Genomic DNA, 23,033 nt, shown 5'->3' on the forward strand with positions numbered 1-23,033 from the left:
ATTTCTCCTTCACCAGGCCGGGTGGGGCCGGTCCGGTCGGTCGAACATGTTCTCCAGGCATCGAAAGCAGCTGCCCGACGTCGTTGTCTGGCAGTCACCCGGGAGATGGTGTGACATTAATAGTAAAGACTAAGCAAAGCCTGAGGAAAGGCTAGCCAGCCTTGGGAATTCGCGCACCCCGAGGTGATCGCCCTCACAGTCCGCGACCGCAACAACGCCCCGGGCGCTCACCCCGGGGCGTTGCCCGACCCACCGACCCCGGCCGTCGCCCGCGACCGGGGTCCCCCCTCACACCGGCAGTGCCGTGACTTGCCTTGCGGCGTCACCGATCTCGCCGATGCCCTCGGCGTGGATCTCGATGACGCGGGCGGTGGCGATATCGAAGAACAACCCGGCCAGCACCACGCCGCGGTCCTCGATTCCCAGGCGGACGACCGGATGCTGCGACAGCGCCTCCAGTTGCACCGCGACGTTCACCATGCCCAATTGGTCCACCTCGCCGAACCCCGCCGCCGCGGCGGCCACCGCCACCGGATGTCCGGACCGGAAGGCGTCGAGCGCGGGCCTGCCGTGCGCGAGCCAGGCGTCCAGACCGGAGCCGGTCACCCGCTCGTGGAACAGCGCGTCCATCGCGCCGCAGCCGGAGTGCCCGCACACCACCACCGAGCGGACGTCCAGTTTGTCCAGCGCGTAGACCAGCGCCGCCTCGACCGACGTGTCGAGACCGTCGGCGGGGATCAGGTTGCCGATATTGCGGACGGTGAACAGGTCGCCCGGACCGCTGTTGGTGATCACATTCGGCACGATCCGGGAGTCGGCGCAGGTGAGGAACAGCGAATCCGGATTCTGCCCGTCGCGCAGCTCGCCCAGGTGCGGCCGCACCACGTGCGCGTGGCTGCGGTGGTACGCCGCCACGCCCGCGGCGATCGGATCCGCGGTCCGCGCCGTGCGCCGCCACGGGCCGAGCGTCTCGTTCAGGATGCGGCGGGACTGGCCGCGGGCCGGCGGGCCGGTCGCGGCGTCCGCGATACGAGCCGCGCCCATCTCGACGAATTCGACCGCGCCGCCCCCACTTTCGTGCTGGCGCGCCCATTCGTGCAGCGCCTCGGAGGCGGCGTGGTCGACGAAGTCCACCGCCAGCTCGACGGTCACCTCGGCGCCCGCCGGCACCTGGGCCAGCGCGGCGGTCAGCCGCGGTACGGCCATGAAGGTGAGCGGGCCGTCGACGGTCACCACCCATCGCGCGCCGACCGGCTGCACCGCGATCGCCGCCCGCGCCACCCGCCACAGCAGCAGCGTGAGCGACAGCGCGAGGCCCACCAGCATGCCCACCAGCAGATTCGCGAACACCACCACCAGCACCGTCACCGCGTAGACGACGAGGTCGCCGGTGCGGCGGGCCAGCCGGATGTGGGCCAGCTTGATCAGCCCGATGCCGATGACGATGAGCAGCCCGGCCAGGGCCGCCTTCGGGATCTGGCGCACCACGTCCACCAGGGCGACCGCGAAGATCAGCACCCACACGCCACTGAGCATGGTCGACGCCTTGGTCCGCGCGCCCGCCTTGACGTTGGTGATGCTGCGGACGATGACCGCGGCGATCGGCAGGCCGCCGACGACACCGGAGGTCATATTCGCCACGCCCTGGCCGATCAGCTCGCGGTCCATATCGGTGCGGCGGCCGGGACGCAGCCGGTCCACCGCGACGGCCGACAGCAGCGTCTCCACGCTGGCGATCAGCGCGACGGTCACCATGGTCAGCGCGATCGTGCCCCAGTCGCCGTGCGGCACCTGCGGCAGCGAGATATCGCTGAACAGCGAGCCGGACAACACGATTCGCTCGATACTCGTCGGCACCACCAGGGAGACGGCCGTCGCCACGACCACGGCCGCCAGGGGCGCCGGGACCGCGCGCAGCGATTTGGGCATATACCGCCAGCCGAGCATGATCGCGATGACCAGCCCGCCGACCAGCGCGTCCCCGCCCTTGACCGACGCCAGCTGATGCGGCAGCTGCGTGATGCTCTGCCACGACGAACTCAGCGACTGGCCGCCCAGCAGCACGTGCAGCTGCTGCAGCGCGATGACGACGCCGATACCGGCGAGCATGCCGTGCACGACGACCGGCGCGATCGCCAGCGCCCCGCGCGCCACGCGGGTGAGGCCGAACACCACCTGGAGTAAGCCCGCGCCGACGGTTATGAAACACGTTGTAGCCCAGCCGAATTGCTGGATGCTCTGCGCCACCACGACGGTGAGGCTGGCGGTGGGGCCGCTGACCTGCAGCGCCGACCCCCCTAAAAGTCCGGCGACCAGGCCGCCGACCACGGCGGCCAGCAGCCCGGACGCCACCGGCGCGCCCGTGGCCACGGCTACGCCGATGGACAAAGGTAAAGCAACGAGAAAGACCACCACTGAGGCGGGGAGATCGTGGCGCAGTACCGCGGAAAGTCCGGGTAGCGACGTCCGTCGGGCACGATCGGTGTCGGTTGACATATTTCTCCTTCGCCGAACCATGTCACCGGTCCGGTCCATCGGGTCAAACATGCACTGGCATCGAAAAGCGGCGGGCGAGGCCATGAGAAGCCGAGACGCTGTGGAGCTGTGAAACTTCCGAGCAGAGACCCCCGAAGCACGGAGGACTCCCCGATAGTAAAGAATGGGCAAAGTAGTTGGAAAGCGTTTGCAGCAAGAAATTGACCGCCGCGACCTAATCGTGATCTACGTCACAGCTTCTCTTCAGGAACGGGCACGCGGCCATGGCGCAACCCCTAGGGGACGATGCGGGGTCTCGACGCCGCGGCACATATGATTCGATACCCGCTCTGCCTGCTCAGCGCACCCGGCGTCACGCGCGAGCGGGCGGCCCTACCGAGCGGTGCCCCTGGACAATCCGACTGCAGGAGACGCCATGCCACGCCGCGAGACGAGCCCGCTCCGCGGGAACCACCGGCTCCGGCCGTCGCGGCGGACGTTCCTCGGCCTGGCGGGCGCCGCCGGGCTGGGCCTGGCCGCACCCGCGCCCACTCGGCGGCTCGCGCGCGCCCGGACGATCGACGACTCGCTCACGGAGCTGCCGATCCACGAACTGCGTTCGGCCCTCGACTCCGGCGCCCTCTCCGCCCGCGAGCTGGTGAGCCACTGCCTGGACCGGATCGCCGCCTTCGATCAGGCCGGGCCCGGGATCAACGCGCTCATCACCGTCAACCCCGATGCCCTCGACACCGCCGCCGCAATCGACGCGATGCGCACCCGGACGACCGAACGCGGTCCGCTGCACGGCATTCCGATCGTGCTCAAGGACAACATCGACACCGCGGATCTCCCGACCACCGCGGGCAGCGCCCTGTTCCGCGACTACGTTCCCGGCCGCGACGCCACCGTCACCCGGCTGCTGCGCCAGGCCGGCGCGATCGTCCTCGGCAAGGCGAATATGCACGAGTGGGCGATCGGCACGACCACGGTCAGCTCGCTGGGCGGGCAGACCCGCAACCCCTACGACCGCACGCGCAGCCCGGGCGGGTCCAGCGGCGGGACCGCGGCGGCCGTGGCCACCGGATTCGCCGTGGCCGGGCTGGGCACCGACACCCTCGGGTCGATCCGGATACCGGCCGCGCGCACCAACTGCGTCGGCATCCGGCCGACGGCCGGGATGGTCAGCCGCGCGGGCATCATCCCGCTGTCGGTGACCCAGGACGCCGTCGGCCCCATCGCCCGCACCGTGGCCGATGCCGCGCTGCTGCTCGACGTCATCTCCGGACCCGATCCGGCCGACCCCACCACCGTGACCGCCCGGCGTCCGCCGCGCGGCTACGTGTCGCTGTTGAATCCGAATGCTCTGGCGGGCAAGCGGATCGGTGTCGTGGACGACTTCTTCGGCGATCCGGCCGATGCCGACTGCGCGGCCACCAATGCCGTGATCGAGCGGGCGCTCGGCGATATGGCCGGGCTCGGCGCGGAGATCGTCCACATCAACGATCTGGCGGGGCTCGCCCCGCTCGCGGCGGAGCTGACCGAATTCGAGTTCCGGGAGGCTCTCGACAGCTACCTCGACGCCTCGCTCACGACGCCCCCGGCCCGCACCCTCGCGGAGATCATCGCCTCCGAGACGGCCGTACCGGACGTGCAGGCGGTGCTCGTCGCCTGCGAACCGCTGACGACGGCCTCTCCCATGTATGTGGCGGCCACCGCGGCCCGCGCCTCGCTGATCCGCTATATGACCGATGTCCTCGAGGACAATCGGCTCGACGCGCTGCTCTACCCGACCATGCAGACACCGGCCCTGCCGACCGACTGGTATCCGCCCGAGCGGACCGGCGAGACCCTCGCCGAGGGACGCAGCCCCGTCACCGGGCTGCCCGCCATCACGATCCCGGCGGGATTCACGCCCGACCATCTGCCCGTCGGCGTCGAACTGCTCGGGCGGCCGCTCGACGACGGCAAGCTGATCGCCATGGCCTACGCCTACGAGCAGGCCACGGGGCACCGCACGCCGCCCTCGTGGACGTGAGGCCGAAAACCGTTCCCGCCGCGGGGAAATCACCGGACGGCCCGGCTCCGCGTCTCGCGTACTATGCGGCAGTCTCGCAGGCAGTGCCGGTCGACCTAGGTGGAGCGAATGAGTCTCAGCGGTAAGCGATTTCTCGAGGTGGCGGGAAGCCGGGAAGCGGCGGTGACGGTCCTCGCGACGATCACCGGGGTGTACTACCTGATCGTCGCCCTCACCAACTGCATCGATACCGATACCAATCGACGCGGTGTGGAGGCGGTGCTGTCGATGCACGCCACGATCCACCATCCCGCGACCGACTGGCGCGCGATCACCAACGGCACGGTGCTCCTGATCGCCTACATCCTGGTCGTCGCCTGGGAGGCGCTCACGGCGGTGGCGCTGCTCGCCGGGGCGACCGCGGGCTGGCGGGGCCTGGCGGGCCGTAATCCGGCCAGGATCACCGCGGCGGCGCGGTTGTCGAGCCTCGGCTGGGTCATGGCCGTCCTGCTGTTCGCCGGCGGCTTCCTGACCATCGGCGGCGAATGGTTCCGCATGTGGGCGAACAAGCAGGTGAACGCCTCCTCGGCCGCCCTGCAGAACGTCATCCTCGCCTCGATCGGCCTGATCCTGGTCCACCTGCCCGCCCGCGTCGATACCGCGGCGAAGGAGGACGAGCAGCCCGCGAGTACTTGACCTGGAGTTTGCTCCAGGTCGTAGCGTTCGGGTCGACACAGTCGACACGAGCAACGGGAGACCATCGATGGAACTCGGCTTTCATCTTCCGATTTTCGATATCGACGGCGGCACGACCGCCATCGCCGGTGAGCTGGCCCGGGTCGGAGCGGCGGCGGAGGCGTCCGGCGCGACCTGGCTGTCGTTCATGGACCACTTCTTCCAGATCGAGCCGACCGGCCTGCCGGCGGAGTCGAACATGCTGGAGGGCTACACCACGCTCGGCTACCTGGCCGCGCACACCTCGACCATCGACCTGGGCCTGCTGGTCACGGGCGTGACCTATCGGCATCCGGGCCTGCTCGCCAAGATCGTGACCACCCTCGACGTGCTGTCGGGCGGCCGCGCGACGCTGGGTATCGGCGCGGCGTGGTTCGATCGCGAACACCACGGGCTCGGCGTGCCGTTCCCGCCGATCGCCGAGCGCTTCGAGCGGCTGGAGGAGGCACTGCGCATCTGCGCGCAGATGTGGGATCCGGCCGACAACGGTCCCTTCGACGGGAAGTACTACCAGCTCGCCGAGACACTGTGCTCGCCCCAGCCGATCCACCGGCCCAAGGTGCTCATCGGCGGCGGCGGCGAGCGCAAGACGCTGCGGCTGGTGGCGCAGTACGGCGACGCCTGCAATCTGTTCGGTTCCTCGCCCGCCGACATCGAGCACAAACTCGGCGTGCTGCGACGGCACTGCGACGATGTGGGCCGCGACTACGACACCATCCGCAAGACCATCATCGCCAACAACCCGCGGCCCACGCCCGACACGCGCGACGAATTCGTCCGGGCCATGGCCGATTACGCGAAACTGGGCATCCAGGCGGCCCTCGTCACCCCCACCACCGGATCGCCGGCGGCGTGGATCGAGGGTATGGCGCCGACCGTCCCGCAGCTCGCCGAACTCTGACCCCGAGAGGAGCCCGACCTTGCCCCGTATCGCCACCGCCGACGCGGTCGAACGAGCGGACCTGCTGGAATTCCTGCGCACTCGCCACCGCGGCGTCCTGGTCACCACCCGCGCCGACGGCCGTCCGCAGCTGTCGCCGGTGACCTGCGGTCTCGATTCCGAGGGCCGCATCGTCGTATCGACCTACCCGGCCCGCGCCAAGGTCCGCAACGCGCGGCGCGAGCCCGCGGTATCGATCTGCGTGCTGTCCGACGACTGGAACGGTCCCTACGTGCAGGTCGACGGCCGCGCCGAGGTCCTGGACATGCCCGATGCCCTCGACGGCCTGGTCGACTACTACCGCGGCATCGCGGGCGAGCATCCCGACTGGGCCGAGTACCGGGAGGCCATGGCGAAACAGGGGAAATCGTTGCTGCGCATCGAGATCGAGCGATGGGGACCGGTCGCCACCGGCGGCTTCCCGCCCGAACTCGCCGACTGAGCCGAGTCCGCCGGGTGGTTTCTGAGTTCGCCTTCAGGTCGCTTCAGGCTGCCTTCAGTCGCGTCTTGGGACGGTATGTCCCGGACGAGAGCACGACCGGAGACCGAGAGGGGCGAACAGGATCATGGACCACACCTTGCGCATCGGGCAGCACCCCTATCTATTGGTCGGCAAGGCGCCGCTGTCGACGGTATCCCGGGCCTGCTACGGCAAGAATCGCTATACCCTGCAACGGGTTTCGGACGGTTCGCTGTGGCAGGCGTTCGGGTATCGGCTCACGGCGGCATCGGAAGTGGTGCGGTGCGAGTTCGGGAGGGGCTGAATGGGGACGGGGTGCTCACACCTCGATGGTGGCGACCGGGTCCAGGTTGTAGTTCTTCGCGTACCCGTTCTCTACACCCACCAGCAGGTCGACGATCTCGAAATACCGGTCCCAGAACGCGGTTTCGCGCAGGGCCTCGATGAGGAGCTGATAGGCGGTGTGGTCGCGGGCCTCCCAGACCCACACGTCGGTCACACGGGCGGAGTAGAACTCCGTGTCGTAGAAGCGTGATCGCACGCCTTCGACCTTGCCCTCGATCGCGGGGAGAACCTCGGCTTCGAATGCCGCGATCCGCTGGTCCACCGACAGGGCCAGCCACTCGGGGTTCGTCTTCACCAGCATGAACGCCGTCACGGCGGCGTCGAAAGGTTGGGGGGACATGATATTTCCCTTCCGGTTCGGTCAGCGGTAGTAAGAGCCGCCGTCGAGATCCTCGACGAGGCTGGGGCCGTTGGGTTTCCAGTCCAGGAGCGCGCGGGTGGCTTCGCTCGTAGCGGCCATACCGGTGCCGAAGAACCGGCTCAGCCAGCCGAAGTGCGCGTCCGCCCGGTCGGCGGGAACGGAATCGACCGGCAGGCCGAGCCCACGGCCGATCACCTCGGCGATCTCGCGCGTGGTGCGGCCGTTCTCGGCGACGGCGTGCACGATCGTGCCCGGCGCGAGCTGTTTCTCCAACGCGAGCCGCACCACGCGCCCGGCGTCGCTGCGATGGATCGCCGCCCAGCGGTTGTCGCCCGCGTCGATATAAGCCGAGATGCCGGTGGCGCGGGCGGTCGCCACCAGTCCGGCCACGAATCCCCGGTCCCCCTCGCCGTGAACGCTCGGCGCGAAGCGCGCGACGATCGTGCCGACGCCGTTCCCCACGAGCTCGAGGGCGAGGTTCTCGCTCCCACCACGCGCGGAGTCGACACCGTGGAACGGCGACGGGTCCTGCTCGGTGGCCTCGCGGTCGGGAGCGACCGACAACAGCCCGGAGGCCACCACGAACGGCTGCCCCGAACCCGCGAGGACTTCGCCGACAGCCCGCACAGCGCCGCGCTCGGCCTGGTTGGTGGCAGCAGCGTTCGCGAAATCGTGCTTGTTGGCGAGATGAACGACAGCATCGGAACCGGCAGCGCCCGAACGGATGCTGTCGAGGTTGACGAGATCCCCGCGCAGCACCTGGGCCCCCTTCCGCTCGAGCGCGGCGGCGGACGCATCCGACCGAGCGAGCCCGGTCACCCGATGCCCGGCGTCCAGCAGGTGGTCGACGACGGACGAGCCGATCCACCCGGTCGCTCCCGTGACGAATACGTGCATAGCTACTCCTTCGTGAGTCCGCGGTGCCGCGGCGCGGCCCTGGTTCGGAACAGTGAATGCCATGCCCCCGACGGTATGGACCTGCATGGCCTTCGCGCGACGCAACTTCGGCAACAGTCACTTGCGTATAGTGCAACTATGTCCGACCAGCTCGATCTGAACCTGCTCCGCGTCTTCGACGCATTACTGCGGGAAGGCAGCGTCACGGCGGCCGCCGAACGACTGCACCTGTCCATCCCGGCGACCAGCCGGGCCCTGGGCCGCCTGCGCCGGGCCATGAACGATCCGGTCCTGGTGCGTGCCGGACGCGGGCTGGCACCGACTCCGTTCGCGCTGCGCACCGCGCCGCGCGTGCGGTCCCTGCTCGACGAGGCGGCGGCGTTGATCAGCGTCGACCGCGAGATCTCCCCGGCCGACCTCGACCGCACCTTCACGATCCGCATCAACGACGGCGTGGCCGCGACGCTGGCGACGGCGGCGGTGGAGGCCACATCCGCCGTCGCTCCGGGCGTGACACTGCGTTTCGTCGCGGAGGGCACCGAGAGCACCGAGGCGCTGCGTGACGGTTCGGTGGATCTGGACATCGGTGCGGGCGAGATCACCGCCCCCGATATCCGGTCAGCGGCGCTCTACCAGGAGGAGGTGGTCGGCATCGTCCGCGACGACCATCCGCTCGGCCGCCACCGCAAGCCCTCCCTCGCCCAGCTGTGCCGCCATCCACACGTCTCGGCGTCCCGCCGCGGGCGCGCGCGGGGCCCGCTCGACGACGTCCTGGACGATGCCGGCCTGCGTCGCCACGTCGCCGCCGTCGTCCCCACCTTCGCGGTCGCCGCACTCCTGGTCTCGTCCAGCGGTTACGTCGGGCTCGTCCCCCAGCGCCTGGCCGAGCAGTACGGCCCCACCCTCGGCATCCGCTGGTTCCCCATCCCGGCGACCCTTCCGGAGGTCGGCGTGCGCCTGCTCTGGCACGCCCGGCTCGATGCCGATCCGGCACAGCGCTGGCTGCGCGATACGATTCGCGACGCCATCCGCTGACGCCCGGCTACTTGATCAGCCCCTCGCTCTTCAGCCAGTCGTAGGCGACGTCGGAGGGATCCTCGCCGTCGATGTCGACGCGGCCGTTCAGGTCCTGCATCAGGTCGTTGGTGAGGTGCTGGGAGATCGTCGCGATCAGGGGCGCCAGCTGCGGGTTGCTCTCGAGGACCGCGCCGCGTACGACCGCCGTACCGCTGTAGGGCAGGAAGAACTTCCGGTCGTCGTCGAGGACGACCAGCTTCAGATTCTTGACCCGGCCGTCGGTGGTGTAGACCATGCCGAAATTGCAGGGGGCGCCCTTGGCGGTGGCCGTGTAAACGACACCGGCGTCCATGCGGGTCACATTGCCCGACGGCACCCCGTTCGGATCGTTGTAGGGGATACCGTATTTCTGCAGCATCGGGATGAAACCGTCGGAGCGGCTGAAGAATTCGTCGTCCACGCAGAACGTCCGGTCGCGCACCGGGAGCGCGGCCACATCCGACAGCGACTTCACCTTCAGGCGTTCGGCGGTCGGGGTCGAGGCGCCGAAGGCGTAGGTGTCGTCGAAGTTGGCCGGCGGCAGCCACTCCAGGTCGTAATCGCGCTTCTCGATATCGTGGACGCGCTGCCAGAGTTCGTGCGGATCGGAGATAGTCTCGGTCTCGCTGTGGTAGTTGACCCATCCGGTGCCGGTGTACTCCCAGAGCACGTCGGCGTCGCCGTTGAGCTGGGCCTGCCGCGAGGACGCCGAGCCCGGGGCCCCGGTCAGGTCGGTGACCTTCGCGCCCGCCGCGGCGAGATAGGTCGCGGTGATCTTGCCCAGCAGGACGCCCTCGGTGAAACTCTTCGACGTCACCACCAGTTTCGCGCCGTCCAACGGGCGTTCGCCGCTCGGCAGGGACGCCTCGTGGAAGGTCCCGGACGAACTCACCAGACCACACCCGGCGAGCAGGGACGCTGTCATGAAGAGGGCGGACAGCAGGGTGCGCGCTCGAATCATGAGATACCTCGCGGGGTCGCGGCCAGTTCGACGAGCCTGCCGAGCCAGTCGATGGTCAATGCCAGCAGGCCGACCAGGATCGCGCCGGAGACGAGCAGTTTCGGCAGGAACAGCGTGACGCCGGTGGTGATCAGCGTGCCGAGACTGGTCGCGCCGATGAACGTGCTCAGCGTCGCGGTGCCGACCAGGATGACCAGCGCCGTGCGCACGCCGTTGAGGATCACCGGCACCGCCAGGGGCAGTTCGACCTGGATCAGTGTGCGGGCGCCGGAGAAGCCGATGCCGCGCGCCGCCTCGATCGTGCGCTGATCGACCTGCCGCAGCCCCACGATCGTGTTCTGCAGGATCGGCAGGATCGCGTACACGACGAGACCGACGATCGCCGTGCGGAATCCGGTGCCGAGCCAGAAGGTGAACAGCACCAGCAGGCCGACCGCGGGCGCGGCCTGGCCGATATTGGCGATATTGACCGCGAGCGGCTCGAACCGCTTGATCGAGGGCCGGGTCAGCGCGATGCCCAGCGGGATCGCGACCACCACCACGATGAGCGTGGCGACCACGGTCAGCTTGATGTGCGAGAGGATCGTGGTCTGCAGGTTGTCCCAGGCGAGGGACGCCTGTTCGGTCGCGGTGAACGTCGTCGACCGGTACCAGAGGATGTAGCCGATGCCGATGACGACGATGATCAGCGGTTCGAACCAGACGTCCATCGGCAGGCGGCGCAGGCGCTTCACGACTGCCCGCCCGATCCGGGATCCGCCTCGCCCGCCGGGATCTCGCCCTCCGCGGCCACGATCGGGGTGGGCGCGGGATCGGTTCCGTCGACATAGGTTTCGTAGGAGTCGTCCCCGTCCCCGGCCCGCACATCGTCGAGTTTGGTCCGGATCGTCTCCGTCACCGCATCGATGCTCAGCGAGCCGACGACCGCCCCGCGGCCGTCGGTCACGAGGGTGGCGCCCTGGCTGGCGGCGAGCATGGCGTCGAGCGCGTCGTTCAGCGTCGAGGACCGCGCGACGACCGGCAGCCGGCGATCGAGGTAGTCCGACACCTCCGGCTTGCTCTCCAGCTCCCCGAGCGTGGGCCACGACCGCGGCCGGCCGGCAGTGTCGACGACCACGACCCAGCTGTGCCCGGCGGCCTTCGCGCGCTGGATCACGGCCGGCGACGGCTCGCCGATGCGGGCGGTGACGACGTCGTCGGTCTCGACGTCGCGCACCCGCTGCACGGTCAGATACGCCAGTTTCGCGCCCGATCCGACGAATTCCTCGACGAACGGCGTGGCCGGGTTGGTGAGGATCTCCTCGGGGGCCGCGTACTGCTCGATGTGGCCGCCCTCGGACAGGATGAGCACCTTGTCGCCGAGTTTGGTGGCCTCCTCGAAATCGTGCGTGACGACCACGATGGTCTTGCCGAGTTCGTGCTGGATGCCGATCAGGCTGTCCTGCAGGCGAACCCGGGTGATCGGGTCGACCGCGCCGAACGGCTCGTCCATGAGCAGCACGGGCGGGTCGGCGGCCAGGGCGCGGGCCACGCCGACGCGCTGCTGCTGGCCGCCGGACATATCCTTGGGCAGCCGGTCGGCGAAGGTGCCGGGGTCGAGCCCGACCAGGTCCAGCAGGTATTCGGTGCGTTCGGCGATCCGCTTCTTGTCCCATCCGAGCACGCGCGGGATGGCGCCGACATTCTTCGCGACCGACCAGTGCGGGAACAGGCCGCCAGACTGGATGACGTAGCCGATGGACTGCCGCAGTTCGTCGGGATCCTCGCGGGTGACATCGCGGCCGCCGATGAAGATCCGGCCCTCGGTCGGCTCGATCAGGCGGTTGATCATCTTGAGCGTGGTCGTCTTGCCGCAGCCCGACGGTCCGACAAAGGCGACGATATCCCCCGCCTCGATCTCGAGATCCAGCCGCTCGACGGCCGGCTTCGCCTGCCCCCGATACCGTTTGACGACCGAGTCCAGGCGAATAGCCGCCCCGGTCACCTTGCGCTCGGGCGCCGCCGGGGCGGGGCTGCTGGTCACAGCATCGGTCATGAGAGTCCCTTTGCGATCGTGAGGCGTCCGAGCAGGACGAGAAGTGCGTCGAATACCAGCGCGACGATGACGATGAGAATGGTTCCGGTCAGTGCCATCTCGAGCGCGTTCGCGCCGCCGAGCCGGGAGAGGCCGTTGAAGATCAGCGATCCCAGCCCCGGCCCGAGGACATAGGCGACGATGGCGGCGACGCCGACGATCATCTGGGTGGACACCCGGATGCCGGTGAGGATCACCGGCCACGCGATCGGCAGTTCCACGGTCAGCAGGATCCGCCAGCGCGAGAAGCCGATGCCCCGGGCGGATTCGACGACCGTGGCGGGCACCGACCGCAGGCCCACGATCGCGTTACCGATGACCGGCAGGGCCGCGAAGAACGCCAGCATGACGAACGACGGGACGACGCCGAGCCCGAACGGCACCAGCAGCAGCGCCAGCAGGGCCAGCGACGGGATCGTCAGCGCGACACGGCTCGACGTCAGCGTGAGCTGGGACAGCAGCGGCGTCCGATAGACGGCCACCGCGACGAGTACGGCGACGACCGTGCCCACCAGAACGGTCTGAAATGCCAGGGACGCATGCTGATACATGAGGAACGCGAGGGTGTCCCCCCGCCCTCGGACGTAACTCCATAGATTCACGGGATTCCCATCGTCAGCCGGTCCTTGTCCGCGCGTGGCCACCGGATGTGCGAGTCGTCACAGGCTAATCGACAGCACGCGATCCGGCTGGGTGACGCGCGGCGGGCAGGCGCCCGGATCACGCGGCAAAAGGGCCGTTTTCGGCCGCTACCGGCAGCGCGGCGACTCGGAGCACGGGTAGCCACAGTTTCGCTCATGCGGAATTCAATGCGGCCCGCCGGACGATTTCCGCGTTCTCGTCCCGCGCCGCCGGGTGTGGACGGCGGCTACGCGGCCCGCGGTAGAGATTCAGCAGCCGAGTAGTGCGTGGCGTCGCCGGAGATCACCGTGCTGGGCACGCCGTCGACGCCGACGGGAATCTCCCCCGCCAGCGTGATGCGGGTGAGCTTGCGGTGCTCGGCGCCGTCGTAATCATCGATGGCGTAGTGCTGGGTGGCGCGGTTGTCCCAGATGGCGACGTCGCCGAGCGACCAGTTCCAGCGGGTGGTGTGCTCGAGGCGGGTGACCCGGTCCTGGAACAGCCGGAACAGCGCCCGCGACTCGCTGCCGGGCAGGCCCACGATCCGCTGCGCGAAGTTCCCGAGCAGCAGGGCGCGCTCGCCGGTCTCGGGGTGCACCTCCACGACGGGGTGTTCGGTCTCGTAGTAGGTGGACTCGAATTCGCCCCGGTAGGCCGCGGTGTCGCGGGCGACGCGGTCCTCGGCGGTGGCGGAGTAGTCGTACTGGTTGGTGTGCCGGGCGCGCAGGCTCTCGGCGAGCCGCTTGAGCGGGTCGGGCAGCGAGTTGTAGGCGGCGACCGTGGAAGCCCAGGTGGTGGAGCCGCCGTAGGAGGGCAGCGTGACCGCGCGCAGGATCGACGCCTTCGGCACCCGGTCGACGAAGGTGACGTCGGTGTGCCAGCTGTTGGAACGTCCCTGGTGCGAATCGATGGCGAGGCTCTTCACGCCCGCCGAGGTGACGGTCGGGTGCGGGTTGGTCGGGGTGCCGAGCAGTTCGGCGAATGCGTACTGGCCGTCCTCGGTCAGGTGGTGCTGGCCCTGGAAGAAGATCACCTTGTGCTCGTGCAGCGCGGCGCGGACGGCCTCGACGGTCTCCGCGTCCAGGTCGCCGCCGAGCCGCACGCCCTCGATCCGCGCGCCGATGTGGGCGCCGAGCTTGACCACTCGCAGGACGGACATATCAGGGCCTTTCCTCGAACCGGACGATCGGAGATCGAGGAAACCACCCGCACTCCCGCGAGACCAGCATTACGGTCACCCGGATCGAAACTCCCGTCCCGCGCGGCGCGCCGTGCAACCGGACACACCGGGTGATCCGCCGAATTCACCGGAACCGAGGGCTCGTGATGGGACAATCGACCCAAACCGGAACGGCGATGCGAGGCTGCCATGAAGACCGGAAGCGTAATTCTCGTGATCTGGCTGATCATCGGATTCATCGCCGCGGCGCAACGCCACTACTTCGACAGTGGCCCCATCACCTGCGCGTCCTTCGGCAATATCAGCCTGACGATCCTCGCGGGGCCCCTCAACTACATGGGCGTCAATCCGCATCTGGGCAATTGCGAGCTTCCACAGCCCAGCCCGTAATCGCGGCCCGCAGCCTCACCGCCGCCAGAAGAAATGGTGGACGACGCCGCTCGGGCTGGGGATCCGCTCGTGGTGGTAGCGGTCCTCCAGTTCGGCGGGGTCCTTCCAGAACCGTTCGCCCCTGCCGAGTTCCACCGGCGCCTCGACGATGTGCAGTTCGTCGACGAGGCCGGCGTCGAGGAACGCCCGGTACGTGGCCACACCGCCGCCGATGCGCACATCCTTGCCGTCGGCGGCCTCGAACGCCTGCTTCAGCGCGTCCTGCGGGGAGGCGTCGAGGAAATGGAAGGTGGTCTCCCCCAGCGTGAACGACGGCCGCACATGGTGGGTGAGCACGAATACCGGCGTGTGGAACGGGGGTTCGTCGCCCCACCAGCCCTGCCAGTCGTAGTTCTCCCACGGCCCGCGCTGCGGCCCGAACTTGTTGCGCCCCATGATCTCCGCGCCGATATTGGTGGCGTAGTCGCGGACGATGTAGTCGTCGAGCCCGTAGCTGCCCCCGGGATCGGTCCGGTTGACCCAGTGCGCGGTCGCGCCGGCCCAGTACATCAGCGCGGCCGGGTCGGCATGCCCGAACGGCCGCTCGAGGCTCTGTTCCTCCCCCGCGCCGTACCCGTCGCGGGAGAGGGTGAAGTTCTGAACACGCACGCGCTGCGCCATCGGATCCCTTTCTGGTTGCATTCTGCAATCAGTCAAGAACTGTACTGCCACCGGTTGCCGAATACAACCGGTCACGGTCGTCGACGACGGCGTCTCACTGCGGGGAAGGTTGGCCAGGCGGCGATTAAGTTAGCCTAACCTTATGACAGCGGTGCGGGAGCGGAGCGAGCCCAGGGCCGTGCGGACGCGCAGGCGGGCACGGAAACCGGTGCGGCGCGGGTTGATCGTGGCGCATCGCTGGTCGGCGCTGATACTCGGACTGGTCCTGGTGGTGCAGTGCACGTCGGGGGCGATCCTGCTCTATCACGCCGAACTGTTCCGGGCCCAGCACGCGACGTTCTACCGGCACACCGAGGGTTCGCCGGTGGCCGACGCCGAGGATGCCGTCACGCTGGTGCGGGCCGCCGATCCCGGATTCGATATCGGCTGGGTGGGCTCGGACGGCGGCGTGCTCGTGGTCGGCGACCGGGAGTACACGGCCGCGTACTCGGTGGACCCGGCTACCGGGGCGCTCAACGAGCGGATCGATCTCGGCGACGGGGTGCTCGGCTGGCTGGTCAACCTGCACGACTGCGCGTTCGGCTGCCTGCGGTTCTCGGGGGCGATTCCGGTCCTGAACAATCAGCCGCCGTTGATCGGAATCACTTGGGCCGCAAGTATTCTCGTCGTCATGGGGCTGCTACTGGTCCTGCTCGCGGTGTCCGGGGCGATCGTCTGGTGGCCGTCGCTGACGCGCCTGCGCCACGGGTTCCGGGTGCGGCTGAGCAAGGGCCGCTTCGCGCGGGATCGCGATCTGCACGACGTCCTCGGCATCCTCGCCGTGCCGTTCCTCCTGATGTGGGGCATCACCGGGACCGCCTTCGAATGGCACGCGGTCGAGCAGGTGTGGCTGGGCGCGACCGGTGGTGATACGAATCTCCACCCGCCGCAGGACGTCTTCCGGCCGCGGGCGGCGGAGGAGAACGCGCCGCGGATCTCCCTCACCGACGCCGAGGCGACCGTGCGCCGCGAGGTTTCGGGGCGCATCGCCTACACGCTGCTCCCGACCGAGGCGGCCCCGTACTATCGCGCCTCCGTCGCCGGGGCCTACTCCCCCCGCGAGCATCGCGCGTTCTACAGCGGGGACGTCCTGGTCTACGTCAATGCCCGCGATGCCACCGATACCAAGGTGGTCGATGCCGCCCACGACCGGCCGCTGGCGAACACCTTCTACGCCAAGGTCTTCGAACCCGCGCACTTCGGCTGGCTCGTCGACGGCCGGTGGCGGGTGATCTGGCTGGCCTTCGGCCTGACGCCCCTCGCCCTCGGCATCACCGGAGTCTCCACCTGGTTGTTCCGGCGGCGGACGAGAAAACGCCGGGCCTGATGATCACCCCGACGCTCGCCGAATGTCCGCACCGGTGACCGTAGGCACCCCGCACTGGGTACGGTGAGGTGGAAACGGATCTGCCCCTCGTTGCTCGATGCGAAAGGTGAGAGACGTGACCCTCAGCGATACCTCGTCCGACAACGTCACCGTCGGCGGCGGCGAGACCACGGCGCCCGTCCCCTACTCGCTCGGGGACGTTCCCGGCCCGCTCGACCGCGGCGATCTCGAGACGATCGACGCGTGGTGGCGGGCCGCGAACTATCTGGCGGTCGGGCAGATCTATCTGATGGACAACCCCCTGCTCACCGAGCCGCTGGCCCCCGAGCACATCAAACCCCGCCTCCTCGGGCACTTCGGGACGGTCCCCGGGCTGAATCTGGTGTGGGTGCACGCGAACCGGGCCATCCTGCGGCGCGATCTGGACGCGCTGTTCATCGCCGGACCGGGTCACGGCGGGCCCGGTCCCAATGCCTGCGCGTGGCTCGAGGGCACCTACTCCGAGCGCTACAGCGACATCCCGCGCGACGCGGCCGGCATGCGGGCGCTGTTCCACCAGTTCTCCTTCCCCGGCGGCGTGCCGAGCCACTGCGCGCCCGAGACGCCGGGGTCGATCCACGAGGGCGGCGAGCTGGGGTACTCGCTGCTGCACGCCTACGGCGCGGCCCTGGACCACCCCGATCTGACCGTGTTCTGCGTGATCGGCGACGGCGAGGCGGAGACCGGTCCGCTGGCGGGCAGCTGGCACGCCAACAAGTTCCTCAACCCGGGGCGTGACGGCGCGGTGCTGCCCGTCCTGGCGCTCAACGAGTACAAGATCGCCAATCCGACCATCCTGGCCCGCATTCCGGAGCCGGAGCTGCTGTCGCTGCTGCGCGGTTACGGTTACGACCCGATCGTCGTCGCGGGCAGCGATCCCGGCGCGGTCCACCAGGAGATGGCCGCCGCCGTCGACCGCAGCCTGGACCGCATCGCCGCCATCCAGCGGGCGGCCCGCGCGGAGGGCCTCGACGAGCGGCCGGCCTGGCCGATGATCGTGCTCCGCACCCCGAAGGGCTGGACCTGCCCGCCGGCCGTCGACGGCGAACCGGTGGAGGGGACGTTCCGCGCCCATCAGGTGCCGCTGCCCGCCGCGCGCACCGACGCCCGCCACCGCGCCGTCCTCGAGGAGTGGCTGCGCTCCTACCGCCCTGACGACCTGTTCGACACCGACGGATCACCGAACAAGCAACTGCGGCAACTGGTTCCGGACGGCGATCGGCGGATGAGCGCCAACCCCGTCGCCAACGGCGGCGTCCTGCTGCGCGACCTGCGGCTGCCGGACTGGACCCGCTACGGCGTGGACGTCGCCGCACCGGGCGCGAGCAGCCACGAGGCCACCCGGGTCCTCGGCGCCTGGCTGCGCGACGTGACGGCGGCCAATCCCGACACCTTCCTCACCTTCGCCCCCGACGAACTCGCCAGCAACCGGTTGCAGGACATCCTCGACGTCACCGGCCGCAACTGGCAGGCCGAAATCGGCAAGTACGACACGGGCCTGGACCGCACCGGGCGCGTGGTCGAGGTGCTGTCGGAGCACATGTGCCAGGGCCTGCTGGAGGGCTACCTACTCACGGGCAGGCACGGCGTATTCACCTGCTACGAGGCCTTCATCCACATCGTCGACGCCATGTTCAACCAGCACGCCAAATGGCTCGACGCCAGCGCGGCCGTCCCGTGGCGGCAGCCCATCGCCAGCCTCAACTATCTGCTGTCCTCACACGTGTGGCGGCAGGACCACAACGGCTTCACCCATCAGGACCCGGGCTTCCTCGACGTCGTCCTGAACAAGAAACCCGAGATCATCCGCGTCTACCTGCCGCCGGACGCCAACACCCTGCTGTCCACCTACGACCACTGCCTGCGCTCGCGCCACTACGTCAACGTGGTGGTCGCGGGCAAACAGCCGCAGCCCGACTGGCTCTCGGCCGACGACGCCGCCGTGCACTGCGCCCGCGGCATCGGCATCTGGCAGTGGGCCTGCCACCGCGACGATCCCGGCACCTCCCCCGATGTCGTGCTGGCCTGCGCGGGCGACGTGCCGACGCTGGAAACCCTTGCGGCGGCGTCGATTCTGCGCCGCGAGCTGCCCGAGCTGCGGGTCCGCCTGATCAACGTCGTCGACCTCATGCGCCTGCTGCCGAACGATCAGCATCCGCACGGGTTGTCCGACAGCGAATTCGACACGCTGTTCACCGCGGACCGGCCGGTCGTCTTCGCCTTCCACGGCTACCCGTGGCTGATCCACCGCCTCACCTACCGCCGCACCAACCACGCAGGCATGCATGTGCGCGGGTACAAGGAGCGCGGCACCACGACCACGCCGTTCGACATGGTCATGCTCAACGACCTCGACCGCTACCACCTGGTCATCGACGTCATCGACCGGGTGCCGCAGCTGCGCGAACGCGCCGCCGGGCTGCGCCAGGATATGGCCGACGCCCGCCTGCGAGCCCGCACCTGGACCCGCACGCACGGCGAGGACATCCCGGCGGTCACCGAGTGGACGTGGTCCTGACCGCCGGGCGGTGCGAATTGTCCCGCCGGTGAACTGTTGCCCAACACTGGATCTCACCACTGGACCGGTTATCCGGGTGCGCCGAGCATGGAGGGTCAGCCAACGTAATCGGGGGATACCAGCCAGGTGGACAGCTATCTGATCCAGATAGGACTACCGCTCGTCGCGCTCGCGGTCTCGCTGGTCGCCTTCCTGTGGGAATTCGTGGTGATCCGGCGCAAGCAGCTCGGCTACCGCGTCCAGATGGATACCCCCGTGACCGGGGAGGTCGAGTCGGCCTTCCCCGGAGTGCTGACCCAGATGCGGCCCGGGGACGGCGATCCGGGGGCGGAGCTGACGGACCTGTCGGTCGTGCTCGTCCGCATCGAGAACAACGGCGTCACCGATATCGACAGCACCGACTACGCGATGCCCGACGGGCCGGTCGGGCTGCACCTGCATTTCCCGCGCCGCCGGGTGATCGGCATGGCGGTCACCGAACTCAGCGAGCGGGCCCTCGGCGACCATCTCGAGCCCGGGCGGGGCATCGACGCCGCCGAGGACACGGCCCATCACATCGGTGTCATCGATCTGCCCAAGGTGCCGATGAACCGGCGCGACCACTACAAGGTCCTCGCCATCCTGCAGCGCACCGACGGCGACGGCGTCCCGCCGGAACCCGTCCTGCACGGCAAGCTCAAGGGCGGGCGGGTCGCCGCGACCCGCAGCCGGACCGGCCTGTCCCGGACCGTACTGGGATTCATCGGGTTCCTGGTTGTGGTGATCGTGGTGCAGTTCGTGGTCTACCTGCTCGACGACAAGCCGCCCGCCCCGGACTGCGTCGCCGGCTCGCTTACCGTGGTCGGCTCGTCGGCCTTCGAACCGGTGGTCCGCGACGCCGCGGCGGCCTACCGGAAGGATTGTCCCGGAGCGGGTTTCGCCTTCGCCTTCGACGGCAGCGAGCGGGGCCTGACCCGCGTCGACGAGGAGGGCGGCGACAATCCGGGCCTGCTCGTGGTGACCGACGGGCCCAAGGGCGTGGGCTATCCCGACCTGGTCGCGCGACCGCTGGCCATGGCGGTGTTCGCGGTGATCGTGCACGCCGACCTCGGTGTCCGCGATCTCACCCGGGATCAGATCCGGGCGCTGTACCAGGGTCGCGTCGGCAACTGGAGTGAGGTCGGCGGACCCGACCGGCCGGTGCGGGTGATCAGCCGCGCGCTCGGTTCCGGCACCCGCGAGACCTTCCAGCAGCGGCTGCTCGACGGCGGGAATGTGACACTGCCGCAGGCCGGTTGCCGCACCCTGCAGGTCACCGATCCGCCCGGCGCCTCGGCCTGCGAGGTGCCGCTGACCCGCGACATGCTCAGGGCGGTCGCCGACATCCCGGGCGCGGTCGGCTACGCCGCCTATTCCGAGACCGCCCACGCCGCGGGAACCGTCGCGATCGGCATCGACGGGCATCGGCCCGGTCGGGACGCGGCCGTCGCCGGTGACTACGCCTTCTGGGGCGTCGAATACGCCTACAGCAAGGGCGAACTGCCCTACGACTCGCTGGCCGCGGCGTTCCTGCGCTATCTCACCGACCGCGCCGGGAAGGACATCGTCCGTTCGCACGGCGATACGCCCTGCGGCGAGGTCGCCCAGCCCGCGGCGTGCAGCCCGCTGCACTGACCGGTCACCGGCGCGCGGGCACCTCGTCGCGGACCCGGATATCCGGCAGGTCCACGGCGGCCGGATCGGATATCGCGACGAGCCGCAGCTCGGAGGTCCGGGTGGCCTTGCCGACCTCGTTCAGGTGGCGCATCGCCTGGGAGTAGGACTCCAGCAGGGTCGTCTCGCTGTATGCCACGCCCCGCTCGGCGCAGAACCCGGCGACCAGCGGTTGGGCCGCGCGCAGGCTGGCGCGCGGCATGGCCGGGAACAGGTGGTGTTCGATCTGATAGTTCAGTCCGCCCAGCGCGATATCGACCAGCAGGCCGCCGCGCACGTTGCGGGCCGTGAGCACCTGCCGCCGCAGGAAGTCGACCCGCTCGCCGTCGGTGAACACCTCCATACCCTTGTGATTGGGGGCGAAGGTGCAGCCCATGTACAGGCCGAACAGCCCCTGGTGCACCACGATGAACACCAGCGCCTTCCCCGGCGACAGCACCGCGAACACCAGCGCGAGATATCCGGCGAAGTGCACGGCCAGCGTCGCGCCCTCCAGGACCCGGTGCCGGATCGGCCACCGCAGTACCGCCTTGACGCTCGCGGCGTGCAGGCTCCAGCCCTCCAGCAGCAGCATCGGGAAGAACAGCCACGCCTGGTAGCGGAAGATCAGCCGGCGCAACCCCCGCCCCGCTCCGGCCCGCTGCCCGGAGTGTGCCAGCACGCCCATGATGTCCGGATCGGCGTCCTCGGTATTGGGGTGGGCGTGGTGGCGGTTGTGATTGCTGGTCCACCACCCGATGCTGACGCCGATGGCGAGATTGCCCGCGACCAGCCCCGCCAGGTAGTTCGCCCGGCGGGTGCGGAAGATCTGCCGGTGCCCGGCGTCGTGTCCCAGGAACGCGCCCTGGGCGAACACCGCGGCCAGCACCGGCGCGACCGCCAGCTGCCACCACGAGTCGCCGAGCGCCACGAACACGGCCCACCCGGCGAGCCACACTCCCCCGGCGATCGCGAACGCCCGGATGTAGAACGGCACCCGGCGACGCAGCAGACCGGCCTGGCGTACCCGCCGCATCAGCTCCGCGTACTCACTCCCCCGTGGCTCGATCGTCGTCACACCCACCCCCGAACCGGATCGCAGTCCTACTCGATCCGTCGGATTCTCCACTGTCACGCACGCCTGCCGTTCTGTTCGAGGGGTTGGTCGCGGACCGCACAAGTCGACCACAGGATCCCGCGACGACACATCTACCAGATGAACGAACGTCTAACACCTCCCCGACACGGCCGGTGACCCCGGAGACCGAACTCACCGCCGTATGCCTTGCCGTGACCAGCGACTCTTTGCCATCGTGGAGGCGGGACCCCGGCCATGGGGCACCGGACGAGGGAGCCGTACCCGGACCGCGACAAGACGGCCACGGAGGTGTGTCATGTCGTGGCTCGTCCTTGTCCTGTCCGGTGTGCTGGAGGCCGTCTGGGCCACCGCGCTCGGAAAGTCGGCCGGTTTCACCCGGCTCGTCCCCACCCTCGTATTCGCGGGCGGGCTCGTCTCCAGTATGGCGGGGCTGGCCTACGCCATGCGGGAGCTGCCGGTCGGAACCTCCTACGCGGTGTGGGTGGGTATCGGCGCGGTGCTGACCGTCGGCTACGCCATGGCCACCGGCGCCGAGTCGATCACTCTGCTCAAAACGGCCATGCTCGCGGGCATCGTCCTGTGCGTCGTCGGCCTGAAGCTCGTCGGATGATCCGACGGAACTCTCGAAATCTCTTGTCAAGCAGGCTTTTTGGAGTCGTCTCAGACGACGGCGACGCCCTAGAATGGGACGCACTGTTGCGAAGACAAGAAAACAAACAAGAAGACAAACTGGCGGCTCCCCAGTGATACCGCCTGACCTCACGGAGTAGGTCATGGCAGATATCGGTCATTTTCCGTTCGACGCACGCGTGCCGGGCGGCCTCGTCGACTCCGGACGGCTGTCCGGCGACCTCGCCGCCTTCACCGATGCCAGTGATCGGCTGGTCCGCGGCGTATTCGACGTCGGGCTGCGCCTGCACACACTGCGGGTCATACTCGCGGTCCCGCAGGCGGCCACAGCCGAGATCCGCTCTGCCCGGGCCGTGGTCGACGAGACGGTCGACGATCTCGACCGTCTCGTCCACGGGACCGGCCTGGCGGTGCTGCTCATCGCCACACGCGGCACACGCCCCGGACGATCCGGGCCACGACGGTGAGCCCTCCGCGCCCTGCGCGGATCGGCGACGCTGGCGATCCGCGCAACCGGACGGGGAGTACGCCCGAACCGGAG

Annotated in this window: 22 protein-coding genes and 1 riboswitch; of the genes, 12 read left to right on the forward strand and 10 right to left on the reverse strand. The window is 69.2% G+C overall.

Annotation, left to right across the window (positions count from 1 at the left end):
- Nucleotides 1-288: 288 nt before the first annotated feature.
- Entirely contained in the window at nt 289-2,496 is a 2,208-nt protein-coding gene (locus ON41_RS18985; RefSeq protein ID WP_040748994.1) for a SulP family inorganic anion transporter, read from the reverse strand.
- Between the two features lie 415 nt (nt 2,497-2,911).
- Here ON41_RS18985 and ON41_RS18990 point away from each other — a divergent pair, with 415 nt between their 5' ends.
- From ON41_RS18990 to ON41_RS19010, 5 genes are all read left to right on the forward strand, one after another.
- Nucleotides 2,912-4,510, forward strand: a complete 1,599-nt coding sequence (locus ON41_RS18990) for an amidase (protein WP_051161870.1) — start codon at nt 2,912-2,914, stop codon at nt 4,508-4,510.
- A 108-nt stretch (nt 4,511-4,618) separates the two neighbouring features.
- Complete coding sequence (locus ON41_RS18995) at nt 4,619-5,185, forward strand: DUF2165 domain-containing protein (RefSeq protein WP_051161871.1); 567 nt, start codon at nt 4,619-4,621, stop codon at nt 5,183-5,185.
- Nucleotides 5,186-5,252: 67 nt separating this feature from the next.
- Nucleotides 5,253-6,125 carry an LLM class F420-dependent oxidoreductase gene (locus ON41_RS19000; protein ID WP_040748995.1) on the forward strand — a complete coding sequence of 291 codons (873 nt, stop codon included), beginning with the start codon at nt 5,253-5,255 and terminating at the stop codon, nt 6,123-6,125.
- 19 nt (nt 6,126-6,144) lie between these two features.
- Nucleotides 6,145-6,606 (forward strand): PPOX class F420-dependent oxidoreductase, encoded by a 462-nt coding sequence (locus ON41_RS19005; protein WP_040748996.1) that lies wholly within the window; start codon nt 6,145-6,147, stop codon nt 6,604-6,606.
- Nucleotides 6,607-6,730: 124 nt separating this feature from the next.
- Nucleotides 6,731-6,928, forward strand: coding sequence for a hypothetical protein (locus tag ON41_RS19010; protein ID WP_040748997.1), 198 nt, complete (start codon nt 6,731-6,733; stop codon nt 6,926-6,928).
- Nucleotides 6,929-6,943: 15 nt separating this feature from the next.
- Here the strand turns inward: ON41_RS19010 and ON41_RS19015 are convergent, their stop codons facing one another.
- Together ON41_RS19015 and ON41_RS19020 are read right to left on the reverse strand one after the other, a co-directional pair.
- Nucleotides 6,944-7,309: a darcynin family protein gene (locus tag ON41_RS19015; protein ID WP_040748998.1), complete on the reverse strand. Its 366-nt coding sequence runs from the start codon at nt 7,307-7,309 to the stop codon at nt 6,944-6,946.
- Nucleotides 7,310-7,330: 21 nt separating this feature from the next.
- Nucleotides 7,331-8,227: an SDR family oxidoreductase gene (locus tag ON41_RS19020; RefSeq protein ID WP_040748999.1), complete on the reverse strand. Its 897-nt coding sequence runs from the start codon at nt 8,225-8,227 to the stop codon at nt 7,331-7,333.
- 138 nt (nt 8,228-8,365) lie between these two features.
- Here ON41_RS19020 and ON41_RS19025 point away from each other — a divergent pair, with 138 nt between their 5' ends.
- Entirely contained in the window at nt 8,366-9,262 is an 897-nt protein-coding gene (locus tag ON41_RS19025; protein ID WP_040749000.1) for a LysR family transcriptional regulator, read from the forward strand.
- Nucleotides 9,263-9,269: 7 nt separating this feature from the next.
- On the opposite strand, the gene ON41_RS19030 is transcribed toward ON41_RS19025, so the two are convergent.
- The 5 genes from ON41_RS19030 to ON41_RS19050 form a co-directional block, all read right to left on the reverse strand.
- Entirely contained in the window at nt 9,270-10,244 is a 975-nt protein-coding gene (locus ON41_RS19030) for a glycine betaine ABC transporter substrate-binding protein (protein WP_040749001.1), read from the reverse strand.
- Entirely contained in the window at nt 10,241-10,978 is a 738-nt protein-coding gene (locus ON41_RS19035; RefSeq protein WP_040749002.1) for an ABC transporter permease, read from the reverse strand. The genes ON41_RS19030 and ON41_RS19035 overlap by 4 nt, the downstream gene beginning before the upstream one ends.
- The gene (locus ON41_RS19040; RefSeq protein ID WP_040749003.1) at nt 10,975-12,279 is read right to left on the reverse strand and encodes an ATP-binding cassette domain-containing protein; all 1,305 of its coding nucleotides are present in this window, start codon (nt 12,277-12,279) and stop codon (nt 10,975-10,977) included. Before ON41_RS19040 ends, ON41_RS19035 begins: the two co-directional genes overlap by 4 nt.
- Nucleotides 12,276-12,920, reverse strand: coding sequence for an ABC transporter permease (locus ON41_RS19045; RefSeq protein ID WP_040749004.1), 645 nt, complete (start codon nt 12,918-12,920; stop codon nt 12,276-12,278). Before ON41_RS19045 ends, ON41_RS19040 begins: the two co-directional genes overlap by 4 nt.
- Nucleotides 12,921-13,186: 266 nt before the next feature.
- On the reverse strand, nt 13,187-14,098 hold the full coding sequence (locus tag ON41_RS19050) for a TauD/TfdA dioxygenase family protein (protein WP_040749005.1): 912 nt from the start codon (nt 14,096-14,098) through the stop codon (nt 13,187-13,189).
- A 210-nt stretch (nt 14,099-14,308) separates the two neighbouring features.
- Between ON41_RS19050 and ON41_RS19055 the strand changes: the two genes are divergently transcribed.
- On the forward strand, nt 14,309-14,509 hold the full coding sequence (locus ON41_RS19055; protein ID WP_040749006.1) for a hypothetical protein: 201 nt from the start codon (nt 14,309-14,311) through the stop codon (nt 14,507-14,509).
- 15 nt (nt 14,510-14,524) lie between these two features.
- Here ON41_RS19055 and ON41_RS19060 read toward each other — a convergent pair whose 3' ends face one another.
- On the reverse strand, nt 14,525-15,169 hold the full coding sequence (locus ON41_RS19060; RefSeq protein ID WP_040749007.1) for a dihydrofolate reductase family protein: 645 nt from the start codon (nt 15,167-15,169) through the stop codon (nt 14,525-14,527).
- Between the two features lie 142 nt (nt 15,170-15,311).
- On the opposite strand from ON41_RS19060, the gene ON41_RS19065 reads away from it, so the two are divergent.
- From ON41_RS19065 to ON41_RS19075, 3 genes are all read left to right on the forward strand, one after another.
- Nucleotides 15,312-16,535 carry a PepSY-associated TM helix domain-containing protein gene (locus ON41_RS19065; RefSeq protein ID WP_063709906.1) on the forward strand — a complete coding sequence of 408 codons (1,224 nt, stop codon included), beginning with the start codon at nt 15,312-15,314 and terminating at the stop codon, nt 16,533-16,535.
- A 115-nt stretch (nt 16,536-16,650) separates the two neighbouring features.
- Nucleotides 16,651-19,092, forward strand: coding sequence for a phosphoketolase family protein (locus tag ON41_RS19070; RefSeq protein WP_373281351.1), 2,442 nt, complete (start codon nt 16,651-16,653; stop codon nt 19,090-19,092).
- 126 nt (nt 19,093-19,218) lie between these two features.
- Nucleotides 19,219-20,745 carry a substrate-binding domain-containing protein gene (locus ON41_RS19075; protein WP_040749010.1) on the forward strand — a complete coding sequence of 509 codons (1,527 nt, stop codon included), beginning with the start codon at nt 19,219-19,221 and terminating at the stop codon, nt 20,743-20,745.
- Nucleotides 20,746-20,749: 4 nt separating this feature from the next.
- On the opposite strand, the gene ON41_RS19080 is transcribed toward ON41_RS19075, so the two are convergent.
- Nucleotides 20,750-21,841, reverse strand: a complete 1,092-nt coding sequence (locus tag ON41_RS19080) for a fatty acid desaturase family protein (protein WP_246829557.1) — start codon at nt 21,839-21,841, stop codon at nt 20,750-20,752.
- A 242-nt stretch (nt 21,842-22,083) separates the two neighbouring features.
- Nucleotides 22,084-22,147, forward strand: a riboswitch (guanidine-III (ykkC-III) riboswitch).
- Nucleotides 22,148-22,157: 10 nt separating this feature from the next.
- On the opposite strand from ON41_RS19080, the gene ON41_RS19085 reads away from it, so the two are divergent.
- Nucleotides 22,158-22,472 carry a DMT family transporter gene (locus ON41_RS19085; protein ID WP_040749011.1) on the forward strand — a complete coding sequence of 105 codons (315 nt, stop codon included), beginning with the start codon at nt 22,158-22,160 and terminating at the stop codon, nt 22,470-22,472.
- 163 nt (nt 22,473-22,635) lie between these two features.
- Entirely contained in the window at nt 22,636-22,959 is a 324-nt protein-coding gene (locus ON41_RS19090) for a hypothetical protein (RefSeq protein WP_157185535.1), read from the forward strand.
- The last annotated feature ends 74 nt before the right edge of the window (nt 22,960-23,033 follow it).

It is taken from the genome of Nocardia transvalensis NBRC 15921, from assembly GCF_000308875.1.
Lineage (GTDB): Bacteria > Actinomycetota > Actinomycetes > Mycobacteriales > Mycobacteriaceae > Nocardia > Nocardia transvalensis.